This is a genomic window from uncultured Alistipes sp., from assembly GCF_963931675.1.
GTDB lineage: Bacteria > Bacteroidota > Bacteroidia > Bacteroidales > Rikenellaceae > Alistipes.
In genome coordinates this window covers 3,278,665-3,293,616 of record NZ_OZ007039.1, presented here as the reverse complement: position 1 = coordinate 3,293,616, position 14,952 = coordinate 3,278,665, and the positions used below count along the sequence as shown (strand labels likewise).

Annotated in this window: 14 protein-coding genes; 4 read left to right on the top strand and 10 right to left on the bottom strand. The window is 44.4% G+C overall.

Annotated elements, in window-relative coordinates:
* The first annotated feature begins 200 nt into the window (after positions 1-200).
* Positions 201-2,231, top strand: a complete 2,031-nt coding sequence (locus tag ABGT65_RS14065) for a TIGR02281 family clan AA aspartic protease (protein ID WP_346702994.1) — start codon at positions 201-203, stop codon at positions 2,229-2,231.
* Between the two features lie 30 nt (positions 2,232-2,261).
* On the opposite strand, the gene ABGT65_RS14060 is transcribed toward ABGT65_RS14065, so the two are convergent.
* Positions 2,262-3,401 carry an IS481 family transposase gene (locus tag ABGT65_RS14060; protein WP_346699178.1) on the bottom strand — a complete coding sequence of 380 codons (1,140 nt, stop codon included), beginning with the start codon at positions 3,399-3,401 and terminating at the stop codon, positions 2,262-2,264.
* Between the two features lie 110 nt (positions 3,402-3,511).
* Here ABGT65_RS14060 and ABGT65_RS14055 point away from each other — a divergent pair, with 110 nt between their 5' ends.
* The 3 genes from ABGT65_RS14055 to ABGT65_RS14045 all read left to right on the top strand — a co-directional run bounded on the left by ABGT65_RS14055 (position 3,512) and on the right by ABGT65_RS14045 (position 7,047).
* A complete protein-coding gene (locus tag ABGT65_RS14055) occupies positions 3,512-5,554 on the top strand; it encodes a M48 family metallopeptidase (protein WP_346702993.1) in 2,043 nt (680 codons plus the stop codon).
* A 31-nt stretch (positions 5,555-5,585) separates the two neighbouring features.
* Complete coding sequence (locus ABGT65_RS14050; RefSeq protein WP_346702992.1) at positions 5,586-5,837, top strand: hypothetical protein; 252 nt, start codon at positions 5,586-5,588, stop codon at positions 5,835-5,837.
* Between the two features lie 70 nt (positions 5,838-5,907).
* Positions 5,908-7,047, top strand: a complete 1,140-nt coding sequence (locus ABGT65_RS14045; protein ID WP_346699178.1) for an IS481 family transposase — start codon at positions 5,908-5,910, stop codon at positions 7,045-7,047.
* A 216-nt stretch (positions 7,048-7,263) separates the two neighbouring features.
* Here the strand turns inward: ABGT65_RS14045 and ABGT65_RS14040 are convergent, their stop codons facing one another.
* From ABGT65_RS14040 to ABGT65_RS14000, 9 genes are all read right to left on the bottom strand, one after another.
* Complete coding sequence (locus tag ABGT65_RS14040) at positions 7,264-8,286, bottom strand: LPD29 domain-containing protein (protein ID WP_057327254.1); 1,023 nt, start codon at positions 8,284-8,286, stop codon at positions 7,264-7,266.
* A gap of 11 nt (positions 8,287-8,297) precedes the next feature.
* Positions 8,298-8,507 (bottom strand): hypothetical protein, encoded by a 210-nt coding sequence (locus ABGT65_RS14035; RefSeq protein WP_057327253.1) that lies wholly within the window; start codon positions 8,505-8,507, stop codon positions 8,298-8,300.
* Between the two features lie 11 nt (positions 8,508-8,518).
* Positions 8,519-9,130 (bottom strand): hypothetical protein, encoded by a 612-nt coding sequence (locus tag ABGT65_RS14030; protein ID WP_057327252.1) that lies wholly within the window; start codon positions 9,128-9,130, stop codon positions 8,519-8,521.
* A gap of 11 nt (positions 9,131-9,141) precedes the next feature.
* On the bottom strand, positions 9,142-9,723 hold the full coding sequence (locus ABGT65_RS14025; RefSeq protein ID WP_346702991.1) for a hypothetical protein: 582 nt from the start codon (positions 9,721-9,723) through the stop codon (positions 9,142-9,144).
* Positions 9,724-9,752: 29 nt separating this feature from the next.
* Complete coding sequence (locus ABGT65_RS14020; protein WP_057327250.1) at positions 9,753-10,697, bottom strand: hypothetical protein; 945 nt, start codon at positions 10,695-10,697, stop codon at positions 9,753-9,755.
* Positions 10,698-10,781: 84 nt separating this feature from the next.
* A complete protein-coding gene (locus ABGT65_RS14015) occupies positions 10,782-11,069 on the bottom strand; it encodes a hypothetical protein (RefSeq protein ID WP_346702990.1) in 288 nt (95 codons plus the stop codon).
* Positions 11,070-11,081: 12 nt separating this feature from the next.
* The gene (locus ABGT65_RS14010) at positions 11,082-11,396 is read right to left on the bottom strand and encodes a hypothetical protein (RefSeq protein ID WP_005794123.1); all 315 of its coding nucleotides are present in this window, start codon (positions 11,394-11,396) and stop codon (positions 11,082-11,084) included.
* 12 nt (positions 11,397-11,408) lie between these two features.
* Complete coding sequence (locus tag ABGT65_RS14005; protein WP_202192133.1) at positions 11,409-11,912, bottom strand: hypothetical protein; 504 nt, start codon at positions 11,910-11,912, stop codon at positions 11,409-11,411.
* Between the two features lie 11 nt (positions 11,913-11,923).
* Complete coding sequence (locus tag ABGT65_RS14000) at positions 11,924-14,926, bottom strand: N-6 DNA methylase (RefSeq protein ID WP_289540255.1); 3,003 nt, start codon at positions 14,924-14,926, stop codon at positions 11,924-11,926.
* Between the last annotated feature and the right edge of the window lie 26 nt (positions 14,927-14,952).

The following is a 14,952-nucleotide window of genomic DNA, read 5'->3' as shown; positions in this document are numbered from 1 at the left end:
GGCACACTTTGTTGTGCCTTGAATTTAATAGAAACCACTATTAAAGAGTCGTGATTTTTTGCACTTATAAAATGTGCCTTTTATGACAATTTTATATACTGTAACAGTGATTTCATACATTAGTATTTTAGTTTTTTGCTAATGTTAATTTATAGACTGAACTTTAAGGTAGTAATTAACCAAGTAAATTAACTCAAACAATGAAAAAAGTCCTGCTCACCACCGTATTGCTCCTTATAATAGGGCTACAGTTATGCTCCGCTCAAAAGAGCCAACCATCTGATTACAATTTACGAAAAGCTTACGAACTTCTCGAACAGAAGGATGAGAAGGAAGCGATGAAGTACATTAACCAGTACATTAACGAAAACCCGAAATCATCAAACGGATATATTTTCCGCGCTGGACTGTATCAAAATCAGAATAAATTTGGCCAGGCTTTAATGGATATCAATAATGCCATCAAGCATTGGGATAAAAACGAAGATGTTCCCAAGTATGCTCCTTATTGGTGGAGAGCTGATATTTATGTCGATATGGAAATGTACGACAAAGCCATTGCTGACTTTTCGACTGCCTACAAGATGATTGCTAAAAGTGATGATCTTGAAACGATACATGAAATACTATACCAACGAGCAGGGGTATATTATAACATGAAGGATTATGCTAATGCAGATGCTGATTATCAGTTGATGCTTAAACATAATGAGGCAGACCAAGTTGCAATGATTGGACTTGTGCGAAACATGATACAGCGAGAAGACTACCAGGGTGCAATTAATATGGCTGATAAGTGCGAAAAGTACGACGATAGCTATAGCGAAATTTACCGATTTAGAATGCAGGCCTATGACAAACTCGGTAAAACAGATCAGGCTATTGATGATGCTATTCGTTATTTTGATAAAGATGATGACCCAGAGTCTTCATATATTGAAGACATCTTCAAAAAACATCTCAGTTATGCCCTTGCAAAGGTAAGTGCGATGTGTAATAAGGACAGTGAGAGAATGAGATGGAAGATGCTCAAGATAAATATCTATGAGTGGAGCTATGATTTTGCAAGCGCAATAGCAGAATACAATAAGATTGAGAAGGAATATGGGACAGCTCCTATGATTTTCTATTATAGAAGTCAGTGCTACCACGAACTTGGAGATTCTAATAAGGCAATCGAAGAGATTACAAAATGCATAGAAATGGGTAATGGTAGAGACTACTATGCTTTGGCAGAAAGAGCAGATTTCTACCGTGAAAGTGGTAGGTATGACGAGGCCATTGATGATTTCTCTAAAATGATTGAGATTTTACCTACCGATGCATATGCTTATTATAAGAGAGGTTGGTGCTATGAACTTAAAGGTGATGATAAAACCGCTATGGAAAACTACAATGCCGGTATCGATGTAGATAAGGAGTACCCATATATTTTCCTAATGCGCGGTGAACTTTATCGTAAGCAAGGACAAGACGAACTGGCTAATGCGGATTTCGAAGAGATATTGAAGCAGGACACAGTGGCAAAGTCTGGAAGCTGTCGTCAATACGCACTACTTTTCCTTGGCAGGAATAATGAAGCTATCGAGTGGATGGATAAGATTGTAGCATCAGATCCTGATAACAATGGCCCATATTACGATCGTGCATGTTTGTTATCTAGAATGGGGAAGGCCGACGAGGCTATCGCTGCTCTTAGAGTAACACTGGAGAAAGGATACCGTTCATTTGCTCATATTGAGAATGACGACGATATGGATCCCATTAGGGATCGCCCTGATTTTATAGCACTAATTGAGGAGTATAAGAACAAACCTACGGTTGTAATTAATAATGAGGAAGAAGCTAAAGATGAGATTTCTGTCATCTCTGAAATTCAAATGAAGAAGATGTATAGTGGTGTTTATGAAGTCGCATGCACCATTAACAATCTGCCTTTGAAGTTTATCTTTGATACAGGTGCAAGTTCCGTATCGATTTCATCAGTAGAAGCCTCGTTTATGCTTAAGAATGGATATTTAACAGCAGAAGACATTAAAGGTAAAGAGTATTTTAGCACTGCAACAGGAGAGATTCACGAAGGTACCATTATTCGCCTACGCGAAATCAAGATTGGCGATGCTGTGCTAAAGAATGTTGATGCATCCGTAGCACACAATCAGCAGGCTCCACTTCTCCTCGGACAGAGTGTATTAGAGAGATTTGGTACTATTACCATAGATAATATGTAATAGTCAAGACTTGTTCTGACATTTTCTATACTATCGGGCAAAAAAAGTGTCCGATGCCATCTGCGAAGATACGCAACTATTCTCACTCTCACAACCTGGTGAGCCAATAACCTGCTCATCAGGTTGTATTTTCCCTGCATCCTGCAATTGATATCTCCTTGCCACCTCCATTCCTTCGAGGAAAGTCTGCATGGGTGTTTTCCCGAAACAGTATTTCCCGGAGTGCGTCCTTTGCGTGTTATAGGAGTTCATCCAAGTGTCAAGGTCTGCCTGCAGTTGTTCTATCGAGGTGTATATCTTCTTCCTGAAAGCGATGGCGTAGAATTCGTTCTGGACAGTCCTGTTGAAGCGTTCACAGATGCCGTTTGTCTGCGGGCTCTTGGCCTTGATCTTGGAATGGTCTATGTCCTCGATGGCCAGATACAGTTCGTATTCATGTGTTTCCCTGTTTCCGCAGTATTCGGTTCCCCTGTCCGTGAGCATCCTCATCAGTTTCAGGTCATGCTGCTCGAAGAACGGAACCACCCTGTCATTGAGCATGTCCGCCGCCACGAGCGCGTTCTTCCTGTCGTAAAGTTTGGCGAATCCGATTTTGGAATAGGTGTCGATGACCGTCTGCTGGTAAATGTGCCCCACGCCTTTGATATACCCTACATAATAGGTGTCCTGCGCCACAAGGAAGCCTGGATAATAAGTCTCTATTTCCCCGTGTGCCTGTTTCTCCGCCTTGGCTTTTTCCAGCGCGGCCACCTGGTTCTCGTCAAGCACGATGCCTTCCTGCTCCACCTTGGTCGAAAGTGCCTTCAGGCGTTTCTGGAAGGTCTCCATGTCATGCCTGAGCCAGATGGAGCGCACTCCTCCGGGAGATACGAGTATGCCTTTCTTGCGCAGCTCGTTGGATACGCGTACTTGTCCCAAAGCCGGGTTGGCTATGGCCATCTGCACTACAGCCTGCTCTATGCGCTCCTCCACGCGGTTCTTTATCACCGGCTTTTTACGGGAAATCTCCTGCAGGGCCAGTTCTCCGCCCTGCTCGTACAGTTCCTTGAAACGATAAAAACTGTCACGGCTGTATCCCATAATCTTGCAGGCTCGTGACACGTTTCCCAACTGTTGGGACAGCTCAAGCAGTCCCAGTTTGTTCTTGATGACTTTTTCTGATGTGGTCATAACTTAATCTGCTTTTATGTTACAAATCTACTCTTTTTATGCGTAACTGTCAGATTAAGTCTTGACTAATTCAGATAATATTAACTCTAAACTTATTATTAAGCAGTAAAATGCAGGGCCAGAATATTAAGTCAGCAGTCATAAATGAACTCCTCAGAATAGGATGTTTCTTGCTATATTATTTGTTGCTAATTGCATTAGGTGTTATTATTGTAATTGGCTCATTCTGGGGGTCATATCATCTAATAATAGATGTACTGCCGGAAGTAGGAAGTGGAAGAGCCATTATACTTATTATAATGTCTGTTATAGGTTTATGCCTTTTGGCAATTATGCTGGGTATATATCTTATCAAACCACTCTTTGCGTTTAAGAAAAATCATAATGAGACTCGTGTGGAGGTGTTTGAAACTGAATGTCCAGATTTGTTTGCAATGATTCGTGATGTTGCCGGCAAAACTGGTTGCAAAATGCCTAAGCATGTTTATTTATCACCAGATGTTAATGCTTGCGTCTTTTATGATACAAGCTTTTGGAGTATTTTCTTCCCTATAAAGAAAAATCTTGAGATTGGTCTTGGCTTATTTGATGGGACTAGCGTTGAAGAAGTAAAGTCTATAATTGCACATGAGTTTGGTCATTTTTCCCAAAACAGTATGAAAGTTGGCTCTACTGTATATGTTACCAACACTGTGCTTCATGATCTTATATATGCTGAGGATTTCTGGGATAGATTTGTTGACAAATGGTGCCTATCGGACACGGGGGTCATCAGATTCTTTGGCGTGCTTACGAGAGGCCTAACAAATATCATTAAGAGATTAACTTTTTATGTTTACAAATTTGTGCAGAAGGGGTATCTAAAACTCTCTAGATACATGGAGTACGATGCAGATAATATTGCTTGTCAATGTGTAGGCTCTGATAACTTTGTTTCTGCTATGTGCAAGATTGATTCTCTTTCAAACAAGGATGGTCTATATAAGCATCTGCTCAGTAATCTCATTGATGAAAAGAAGATTGTTGCTAATTACTTTATTGGCAAACGTATTGTGGCGAACATTATCCCCAATAAGGATATGCCTGTGCTCCAATATGACGAACAATTAATTAAGCCGATACGAACATTCGAAATAGAATCAAGGGTCAAGGTAGAGGACGTTTGGTCATCACATCCATCTTTGGAGGATAGATTAGATAATGCAAGGGCTCAACATTGTCCAGCAACAGTATCTAGGAATCCAATTCCCGCATGGAGCCTTATACCCGATGTAATTCTGGAACGGGTTTCGACAAACTACACCTCATTTATTCGTAAAAATGTTGATGGTGAGATTTCATATATCTCAGATGAACAACTTAAAGAGTGGATGCAGAAGGAAGTCAGCGAAAATTTTATGGATGACCGCCTAAGACCATTCTTTGGAAAGAATATTATTCAATTTGATGTTGATAAAGAAGTGGAGATGCCGACCGAGTCTCCTCTAACAGAATCAAATGCTCGCAAAATAGCTGAATTTTCAGCGTTGCTTAACGATTGGAGTATTTTGAATCAGGTTAATTTAGGTCAAATAGAGGCTCGCGAGGTTTTAGTTGATGGTAAGGTATATAGTAAGAAGAAATTACCCATAGAGAGTTTTCGCATTGAACTTGATATTTTACATGAACAAGTAGTAAATATCTATAATGATATATATGCTTATATTGGTAGCAAGTGTGAAGAAGAACAAAAGGCTCATTTTAGATTGGGCTTTGTTGCTGTATTCTACGCGCGACATATTCGCAATGAACTACTTCCTTCATTATTTGAGCATAGAGATAACCTCTACAACGAATTGAGCCGTGTAACTCGACGTGATGAAGATGAGTATAGTCAGCTCTGTTCCTATGTTCGTGATTACGAGGCACACCTTAAGAAGGTTGTTTCCGAATTGGATCTAGATTGGATGGCTCATACCTTTATTAGCGAAGAGTATATCAATAATTTAAAGGAATATACAAAAGAAGAACATAACTCTCGAGTTTCTATTAATACAGATGCTATTAATACAATGTTCCAGATTACTGATAGCTTAGACAATGTGGCTAACACAATTGAGGGGGCTGCTCGTCGCTTGATATGTGATATAACAAAGAAAATTATAGATAATTAATTAGACAATACTAACTCAAACAACTATTACTATGGAAATGTCGGAGAAGATTAAAATATGTTCAACTTGCAAAAATAGAGAGTTTAACCCAGAATGTGGTACAGTATGTTCGTTCACAAAGGATAAACCTTCTTTTGAGGAGGTGTGTGATAAATATGCCGCAGATGAAGCCCAACTATCGAAAGAAGCATCAAAAGCAGAGGCGCTGGAGGAAGAGAAAAGTATTTCAGGATGGCTAGCATTCTTTTTATGGGTAGGTGTTGGCTTGGGTGCACTTATCTGAATTAGTCAAGACTTAATCTGACAGTTACGCATAAAAAGAGTAGATTTGTAACATAAAAGCAGATTAAGTTATGACCACATCAGAAAAAGTCATCAAGAACAAACTGGGACTGCTTGAGCTGTCCCAACAGTTGGGAAACGTGTCACGAGCCTGCAAGATTATGGGATACAGCCGTGACAGTTTTTATCGTTTCAAGGAACTGTACGAGCAGGGCGGAGAACTGGCCCTGCAGGAGATTTCCCGTAAAAAGCCGGTGATAAAGAACCGCGTGGAGGAGCGCATAGAGCAGGCTGTAGTGCAGATGGCCATAGCCAACCCGGCTTTGGGACAAGTACGCGTATCCAACGAGCTGCGCAAGAAAGGCATACTCGTATCTCCCGGAGGAGTGCGCTCCATCTGGCTCAGGCATGACATGGAGACCTTCCAGAAACGCCTGAAGGCACTTTCGACCAAGGTGGAGCAGGAAGGCATCGTGCTTGACGAGAACCAGGTGGCCGCGCTGGAAAAAGCCAAGGCGGAGAAACAGGCACACGGGGAAATAGAGACTTATTATCCAGGCTTCCTTGTGGCGCAGGACACCTATTATGTAGGGTATATCAAAGGCGTGGGGCACATTTACCAGCAGACGGTCATCGACACCTATTCCAAAATCGGATTCGCCAAACTTTACGACAGGAAGAACGCGCTCGTGGCGGCGGACATGCTCAATGACAGGGTGGTTCCGTTCTTCGAGCAGCATGACCTGAAACTGATGAGGATGCTCACGGACAGGGGAACCGAATACTGCGGAAACAGGGAAACACATGAATACGAACTGTATCTGGCCATCGAGGACATAGACCATTCCAAGATCAAGGCCAAGAGCCCGCAGACAAACGGCATCTGTGAACGCTTCAACAGGACTGTCCAGAACGAATTCTACGCCATCGCTTTCAGGAAGAAGATATACACCTCGATAGAACAACTGCAGGCAGACCTTGACACTTGGATGAACTCCTATAACACGCAAAGGACGCACTCCGGGAAATACTGTTTCGGGAAAACACCCATGCAGACTTTCCTCGAAGGAATGGAGGTGGCAAGGAGATATCAATTGCAGGATGCAGGGAAAATACAACCTGATGAGCAGGTTATTGGCTCACCAGGTTGTGAGAGTGAGAATAGTTGCGTATCTTCGCAGATGGCATCGGACACTTTTTTTGCCCGATAGTATAGAAAATGTCAGAACAAGTCTTGACTATTACAACTTATCTCTGTGATAATGGGTCTTGCTCAAACTTTTGGTCAGGGATTTGGATGGTTTTTCACATCTACTTATTTGATAATGATGGGTTCTTTGTTGGTGACCGCTATATTGACTATTATAGCGTTCTATAAAAGAAACTCAAATGCAGTAGCATTAGCAACTTCTATATGATTTTTTATGCTATCCTGTCTGCACCTGCTTTGCCTGCCAAGCACGATGAGCGATGATAACCTCCTGCCTCTCTTTCTCAAGTTGTGCTTCCGTTTCGGGAGTGTAGCCGAGGAACTCGATGCAGCCGCCATTGTAGCCCGTGAGCTTGCAGCGGATACCGGCTTTCTCCAATTTATCCATTCGTTTCTGGGCGGTCTTGGCACTGGAGTATGAGAGAGGCCAGAAGTATTTGTCGCCACTATGTCCGTAGGAGTCTTCTCCGAGTACCATTTTGCCTTGCAGTCGTTGGCTGTTATGAAAACTGAAGTATGCACCGCCCAATGCTTGGCGTATTGCCTTGTGTGCAGCACCTTCGGGGTGCCTGAACACATCGGGCTTCTTGCCTTTGCAATCCAATCTCGGCAGTTCTACTTTATATGGCTTCTTGTAGGTGCCGACTCCTAATGTAAGATAGAAGTTAGTGCAGAAGTAGTCGGTCATCGGATCGCTGTCATCGAAGTTGTACGACATCACAAAGTCGCAGACATTCTTCATCACCTCTTTGGCTCTGTCGGTTAGGATGTCGTCATTGTCAATGTTATAGTGGTTCACATCGTGGTGGAACACAACGCCTTTATCCTTCTTGAATGCCTCGAAGTCGGCTTTGACAAGGTAGATATGGATAGAGTTATAGTGATGCCTTGATACGGAGAACTTATACTTGGGATAGGTCTCCTTCATCCAGTTACGCACCAACTCCACAATCTCAGGAGTGTGCTGTCCTTGATAGTTGCGACCTTTCCAACGATACTCGTTATATACGAAGTCGGTATACTCTTTTGCCGATGCTCCTGCATAGTCGTTCTCATAACCTGATGCATTTGCCGATACAGTAGTATCGTTCTTCCAAATCTCGTGGAGCCGTTCAAACTCCACATTGATCTGCTGCATCACTTCGGTGCTACCGCCTTTGTCGGGGTGGTTCTCCAATGCCAATCGGCGGTATTCCTTCTTGAGTTCCGCCAATGAATGTATATTCTTAAAGTAAGCCATAGTAGTAGATGTTAGTAAGTTAATACCATTGTGAAATACTCCATGCACTCGGACTCAATGCCGAGGCCACTGCAAGAGAGTTCAATGTCACTCTCTTGCAGGTCGTTTACCTCTTGCAGTTCTCTGAGGTGGCGTATCTCGTCATTCAGATACTCCTTTGCAGTTGCTTCATCGCAGTTACACGAGCCGCATATTCTTTCGATGATTTCTTTATCAGTCATTGTCGTAAGTATTAAGATTGTGATTTGAAATAGAGTTCTCGTTGGGTATCATAGTCCTGACCGTTCCACCAATCATTGCAGGCATCCACAAAGGATTGTGAACAATCTTCCGATGAGTAGTTAGTCTCGTGCAAGCCGGTTATACTTTCCAATGTGATAAAGTCAAGGTCTTTCCACCAATCTTGCATCTTCTGTTTGTAATCGCTCAATGTGCAGAAATTCTGACTCTGTTCACAGTCAGCGCACCATTTGCAGTCCGTATCGTCATCATCTACATCACTTAGATACTCATTGGTATTGGCATTTACCCAAACCTGAATCTCAATTTTTCTTGAACCGCAAGCATCACAGACATATACATCATCATCGTGAGGTTCTTCTCTTGTAGCCTTGCCGTCATAGAGTGCCACAGCACGATTGACAAGCAGTTCACGGTTGTTGTCCGAGAGTTCGGCATAGAATCGTTCTGCCGCTCCTAGTATTGATTTGCTTGCAAGGGAGTTCCATTTCTCCCAGAAGTGCTTATAAGCACCTCCGAAGGTAATCTTGCACTCTTCCTCGTCCCAAGCATTCCACATATAGTAGTGGAAGCTCGACACTGCATTTACAGGGTCTAATCTCATAGTCGTAATCTTTAAGCGTTATTATCTCTGTTCTCTTCCAACTGCTGCCATACAGCATCATATATCTCATATAGCCAGTCGATATTCTTTGCTCCAAGTTCAAAGGGTGTGGAGCAAGTCACTTCATCATTGCAAATCTTGTCGTGGGCAATCACAGTCATACTGTTATCCGTTACCTTGACACCCATTACTTTGCACTCGTATGGGTCTCCGTCCCAATTGAACCATATCACCCATACAGGATCATCCTGCTCTTCGGGGAAGGTTATTTCTGTCAATCCGTGCGAGTAGAGCAACTGCCTTATGGCATCTATAATATCCTTGCGGAGTGTCTCTATCCTGTCGGAGAAATCCATCTTCAGACGTTTCGGCTTTTGCTTCTTCTCCAACTCTGTGTAGGATAGAATCTGCATATCGGGGTGAACATCAAACTCCCAATCCACATCGTCATCATCGAGTGTGGTGTGGATGTTTCCACCCAATACCAGCCCGCAATCTCTTGTTACCATTGTGCGTGCCTCATTGCGGTCATCTGCCGCTACGGTGTAAGTACCCTCGAAGAGGTATCTTACCTTTACTTCAATCTTCTTCATACATTGATATTTTTATGGTTAATACTGATTTAGTTTGCTGATACGATGCTTACCTGCTTACCAAAGAAGGTATCGCATACGCCATATACATGCTTGATGGAGTAATCATATTTGGAGCGTTCATTGTCAAGTCGCAGACGGAAGCCGTAGCCGTCCTTGCGTGCCTTATCTAGTCGGATTCTTACATCGCTTTTGAGTTCCATCTCTATCAGACTGCCACCGCCATACATTGAGCTGAACAGGCCGCAGGTATTACCTTTGGGAATGATGACCTCTTTGATTTTGAAGTCGGCATCGTAGAGGTCTCTGAGGTTTACAAGCCCTATGTAGGTAAGCAGATTGGCTCCACAGCAGGAGTTCTCCAACTCTTGACAAAAATCCTCGTAGGATACTTGTTCCTTACCGTCACGATACTTCTTGTTCGGGAACCTGCCATATACGGTGTAGCCTTTCTCCGTCAATGCTTTCTTCACCTTTGCAGGGTTGAGGCGAAGAGTATCTATCATATCCCCGAAGTAACTCTCCTTGTAGCGGAAGCCACCTTGTGACTCCAACCAACAAGAGTTGATGCAGTCGTAGTTGGATAGCACTTCCACCCGTATAGGTATGTCGTTGGTATTCTTGATAAGGTCGTTTACCGTTGTGGAGTCGTCACGCTCGCGTATCTCGTCCCTTATCTCATCATCGTGTTCCTCGAAGAAGGCTTCAACCTCGTCCTTCTCAAAGTCGTGGAAGTCGATGCAGTGGCTCTTCAGCCCCTTGATAATCTCCTGTGTCGCCTGCTCCTCGGCATCCTCATACCATTCCTCGACCTTTGACCACAGATCTTCGCAGCCTTGTTTTTCAAGGCATTTCTGTAATAAGTCTCGGTTTTCATCAAAACTTTCCCGATAGTCCACCCATACGAGGGTGTAGTTCTCATCCATTATGCTTTCGATGAACTCCATTGTGAGTGTTTTCTTTGCTTCGTTCATTTGTCATTACCTGTGTACGGCAGGATTCTATTTCCCGTACATATGTCTATAAATGCGAAGAGCGACCTTGTGGCCGCCCTTCGGTTACTCTTTACCGTTGAATATCTCTTCGTATATCTCTTTCTCCATCTCCGTCTCTGCATTGAAACTGAAATGTGCCGAATATCGGTATCCAGTTCGTGGATTGCCACCGAACTTTTGGATAGCCATATCTATCTCCCAATCCACCTCGCCTATGCCGAGCGATATGCGGTCATAGTGCAGCAGGTGGTGAGCCAGTCGCAGTGCCGAGTCGGTCTTTCTATCGTGCCTCAGATAATCGAAGGCTCGTATCGCTATCTCTCTGTTGGATACCTTGATTGTCGTTTCCATATTCTTTGATGGTTAGTTGAATACTCTCTCATCATTCTCTTTATCCTTTGCTGCAAGCATACAGAACGGCATATCCAGTATGCGGTGTGAGAAGCACATATCGGAGTTGTAGTCCGTGCGTTGCCACAGCGTGAACCTCTCATCGGCAAACGACCACCGGAAATATCCCGACAGTGAGCCGAACTGAGGGTTTACATTCCTTGCTATGAGATACCTGTTCACATCCATAATATGCTTTGCAATGAGTATGATGTTTAGTATCTCCACAAATGCCAACTGCGAGTATGGGTCAATCGGCATTACCGGTCCTTTGAAACTGATTTCCATATATCCATTATTTTAGTTGTAGTTATCATCGAATATCTCATACTGAAGAGGAAGCATATCGCAGAAGTTGCCCGATATGCCCGTATACACCAAAGCATCATCAGCGATGTCGGCAAGTTCCTCTTCGGTCTCTTGTATGGTGTTACCGTATATATCCTGATAGTGCGATACCATCATATGCGGATCATCGGTTGTTATGTCATATCCGAAGTGTTCGCTCCAAGTGACGAAATACTCCCTTTCGTTCTCATCGAGCCTTTCCATGGCATCGCGTATCTCGAAGAAGTTGGGACATATCCATTCACGCCTTATCAGCCTGTCGGGTATATTCTCCCACTTGGTATATCTATATTCCGGTTCCTCTTCTTCGGGAAAGAGGTCGGAGCAGGCACAGAGAAATTCTCCCATGTCGCTGTAGTCGGACATCTGCACCCAGTAGTCCTTGTACTCTTTCCCGTCCAGAATGTGCTGTGTGGTTACGGCAACCTCGGCATTGCTTAAATCCATATTATCCATAGACTTTCTGTTTAACTTGTTACTCGCTGGCTTCCCCAGCTGATATGTATCTTACCCTCGCTGTCCGTAGAGCGTATCAGCAGACTGTCTATTACGGACATTGTGATATCGAACTCCTCGAAGATTTCCGACTGCTCTTTCACTTCTCCCGTCTTGATGAACTCGTTGAGACGCTCTTTGGTGAGTACCAATGCCATCAGGTTCTGCTCAACGGAGTCCTCGTAGGTGACATAATGCACATCCTTCATCTCCTTGGAGTCAAGGCGTATGAAGCGGAAGTAGAACTGCTCCATCTTGGGTATGTTCCATTGCAGTGACTCCAGTATCACATCGTTGCAGGTGGGTATGTTTACCGAACTGCTCAGGCTCTGCTGCGTGCATATCAGTATACCGTTGATGGTAGAGTCGAACTCCGTCACGATGCTTTGACGCTTCTTGAATGCCACATCTCCCTTCACGACATATATCGGTCTGTCGGGAAAGCGTTCACGGATATAACTCTCATAGAGGTCAAAGGCGGCAAGTGTGGTACAGCCGATGGCTACCTTGCCCGGTATCTTCCGTATCAATGTTTCTATGTATCGTGTCTTGCTCGGATAGTCATCGCCGTAGTATCCCGATATGAGGTGTGGAACCGAGCAAGCCTTGATAAGCAGCTTGATCTGCCGCATAAGCCTCAGTCCTGCATCCTTCTTTGTATCACCCGTGCTATTGTAGTATAGTTCGCATATACGGCAGAACTCCTCAATGATGACACGATATACCTCGTGTTCACCCTTTGAAGGGCTTACGGTATGAGTCCGTATCTTGTATTTCTCGCCTGCAAAGTCGCGGAACTTACGGGTGATGATGGTCTTGCCTATGAGGTCGAAGAGTTCTTCCTTGTTATAGACATCCTGATTCTGCTTCTCTATGCCGAATACCGTTGCCTTGCCCGGACAGTGGCAGGCACGGAACAGCACATGACCTCTGAACGCTGGGAACGGCTCTCCGCAATGGAGGTTTCTTTCACACTCTATCTCCTTATCTCGGTTCTCGTGGTAGATACTGCTGCACCAACAAGTCATATTGACCGAGTTGTTATAGAGCAACTCAAACTGGCTGTATAGCTCTGCGATATTGTTACGGGTGGTTGTTCCCGTATCGAGAATCTTGTACTTGAGTCTGCGGAAGACTGTCAGGATATGCCTTGTACGCTGTGATGACGGATTGGTAATCTCATCCGACTCATCGAACACGAGGCATAATTTCCTTGAGGACAGTTTCACAAACCGCATAAGGTCGCGTTTGAGCTTGCCTACCATAGAGGTGGATAGCAGCAGGAAGATACCTCTCGGCACATCTTCAAGATCCTTGTATGTGCGTATCACTCTGTATCGCTCCTTGTTGATGGCGAGGAACGGAGTCCAGGTCATATTGGTGGCAATGGCAGGGGCAAGTATCACAACATTGCGTACCTTGCCATATTTGAGCAGGTATTTGGCTCTGTGATATACAGCGGCAGTCTTGCCGGAGCCTTGTTGCCAGTTGAGCAGAGCGTATCGCTTCTGAAGCACAAGGTTCAGGTCGTGCTTCTGCAATCGGGTAAACTCGCATACCTCGCCATCCTTGTTTACGAAGGTGGCATTATCGAGATATTCGGCAAGAGTATCGTCCGTTTCCATATCCGAAAATGGCTGGTTCTGTATATCGTAGAGCCTACGCTTACGGCGGATAATACGCCCCGCAATGCGTATCTGTCGCATATTCTCTTCGGTTGCTATCTCAGGCATAGGCAGCGCTGTGCTATCCAATATGAGGTCATTGATGCTTGCCGCCTTGTGTTCCACCTTATCAAGCAGTCGTGGTGCATACTGCTTGAGCTTGAAGCCGTAGGAGGTCTTTACCAATGCCACCTCCTTGCGTGGTACGACATTCTGTGAGGTGATATACTTGCGTATGGTGGCAAGTACCTTGGCAGTAGTGAGCTTCTTGCGTTCCCACTCCTTCATCTGCTCGTTGGTGGCATTCTCAGGAGGCTTCTGGTTACGAAACTTGGTAACAAGAGCTACAGCCTTGTCGATATGCTTGTTGAGCCTTGCGTGAGCCTTCAACTCGTACATATACTTGGCGAGCTTGTACTCGAACTGTTCCAACTCCTCCTTGTCTATGCGGTTGGTCTCACGCATAAGGTCAAGACGCAGGCGGTGCTTCATCTCACGGGCTTTCTTCACACGCTCCTTGAGTTCTGCCATAGAGACAAACTCCTCGGCATTGTAGGGATTCATCTCTATATGCTGTGAACGACGCAGGAAGACCATTATCTTGGTGTTGAAGTTATCTACACCTACCGAAGTGAAGGCGTGAGGTGCTAACCTTGTCTGTCCGATGAAGGAGAAGTCCTCGTTTACTCTTCCTACACGGCTCTTCTCCCAGAACTCGTTCTGCATAAAAGAGGCAGGGACGATGATCATCAGGAACCCTGCAGGATTGAGCAGATGATAGGCTTTGTCAATGTAATACTCCTGTGATAGTCGGAAGTCAAACTTCAGATTGAACGGAGGATTACCGATGATGGCATCAAAGCGTTGCTCGGAGTGGTACTGCTGTATGTCGCACTTCTCGATATGTGCATCGGGATAGAGATACCTTGCCACTGCCACAGCCTTGCTGTCTATGTCAAAGCCATAGGCGTTGTGTTGGTTGGGCAGATGGTTGAAGAAGTTGCCCATACCGCAACACATATCGAGAATCATCTCCGATGATGTGGGAGAGAGTACATCTACCATATCCCGACATACCTCGTGCGGTGTGAAGAACTGTCCCATCTCAAACTCCTTCTTTGCCTCGGCATACTCGTGGTAGCTGGCGAAGTCCGACTGCTTGAGGTTGTGCAGTCCTCCGATACCCGTATAGCAGTTGTATATACTCTCCGCAGGAATCATATCCTTACCGGAGTTGATGGCAAAGAGAATCTTCTCGTTGATCTCTGCACGCTTGCCTTGCGGTATCTGTTGTGGTATGATGGCATACATGGCTGTAATGATTGAAGTGGATAAAA

Bases quoted from the DNA above. Each gene is read 5' to 3' on its own strand.
- ABGT65_RS14045 (WP_346699178.1), top strand. From the start codon at position 5,908: ATGACCACATCAGAAAAAGTCATCAAGAACAAACTGGGACTGCTTGAG.
- ABGT65_RS14010 (WP_005794123.1), bottom strand. From the start codon at position 11,396: ATGGAAATCAGTTTCAAAGGACCGGTAATGCCGATTGACCCATACTCG.
- ABGT65_RS14060 (WP_346699178.1), bottom strand. From the start codon at position 3,401: ATGACCACATCAGAAAAAGTCATCAAGAACAAACTGGGACTGCTTGAG.
- ABGT65_RS14050 (WP_346702992.1), top strand. From the start codon at position 5,586: ATGGAAATGTCGGAGAAGATTAAAATATGTTCAACTTGCAAAAATAGA.
- ABGT65_RS14030 (WP_057327252.1), bottom strand. From the start codon at position 9,130: ATGAGATTAGACCCTGTAAATGCAGTGTCGAGCTTCCACTACTATATG.
- ABGT65_RS14015 (WP_346702990.1), bottom strand. From the start codon at position 11,069: ATGGAAACGACAATCAAGGTATCCAACAGAGAGATAGCGATACGAGCC.
- ABGT65_RS14035 (WP_057327253.1), bottom strand. From the start codon at position 8,507: ATGACTGATAAAGAAATCATCGAAAGAATATGCGGCTCGTGTAACTGC.
- ABGT65_RS14005 (WP_202192133.1), bottom strand. From the start codon at position 11,912: ATGGATAATATGGATTTAAGCAATGCCGAGGTTGCCGTAACCACACAG.
- ABGT65_RS14055 (WP_346702993.1), top strand. From the start codon at position 3,512: ATGCAGGGCCAGAATATTAAGTCAGCAGTCATAAATGAACTCCTCAGA.
- ABGT65_RS14040 (WP_057327254.1), bottom strand. From the start codon at position 8,286: ATGGCTTACTTTAAGAATATACATTCATTGGCGGAACTCAAGAAGGAA.
- ABGT65_RS14065 (WP_346702994.1), top strand. From the start codon at position 201: ATGAAAAAAGTCCTGCTCACCACCGTATTGCTCCTTATAATAGGGCTA.
- ABGT65_RS14025 (WP_346702991.1), bottom strand. From the start codon at position 9,723: ATGAAGAAGATTGAAGTAAAGGTAAGATACCTCTTCGAGGGTACTTAC.
- ABGT65_RS14020 (WP_057327250.1), bottom strand. From the start codon at position 10,697: ATGAACGAAGCAAAGAAAACACTCACAATGGAGTTCATCGAAAGCATA.
- ABGT65_RS14000 (WP_289540255.1), bottom strand. From the start codon at position 14,926: ATGTATGCCATCATACCACAACAGATACCGCAAGGCAAGCGTGCAGAG.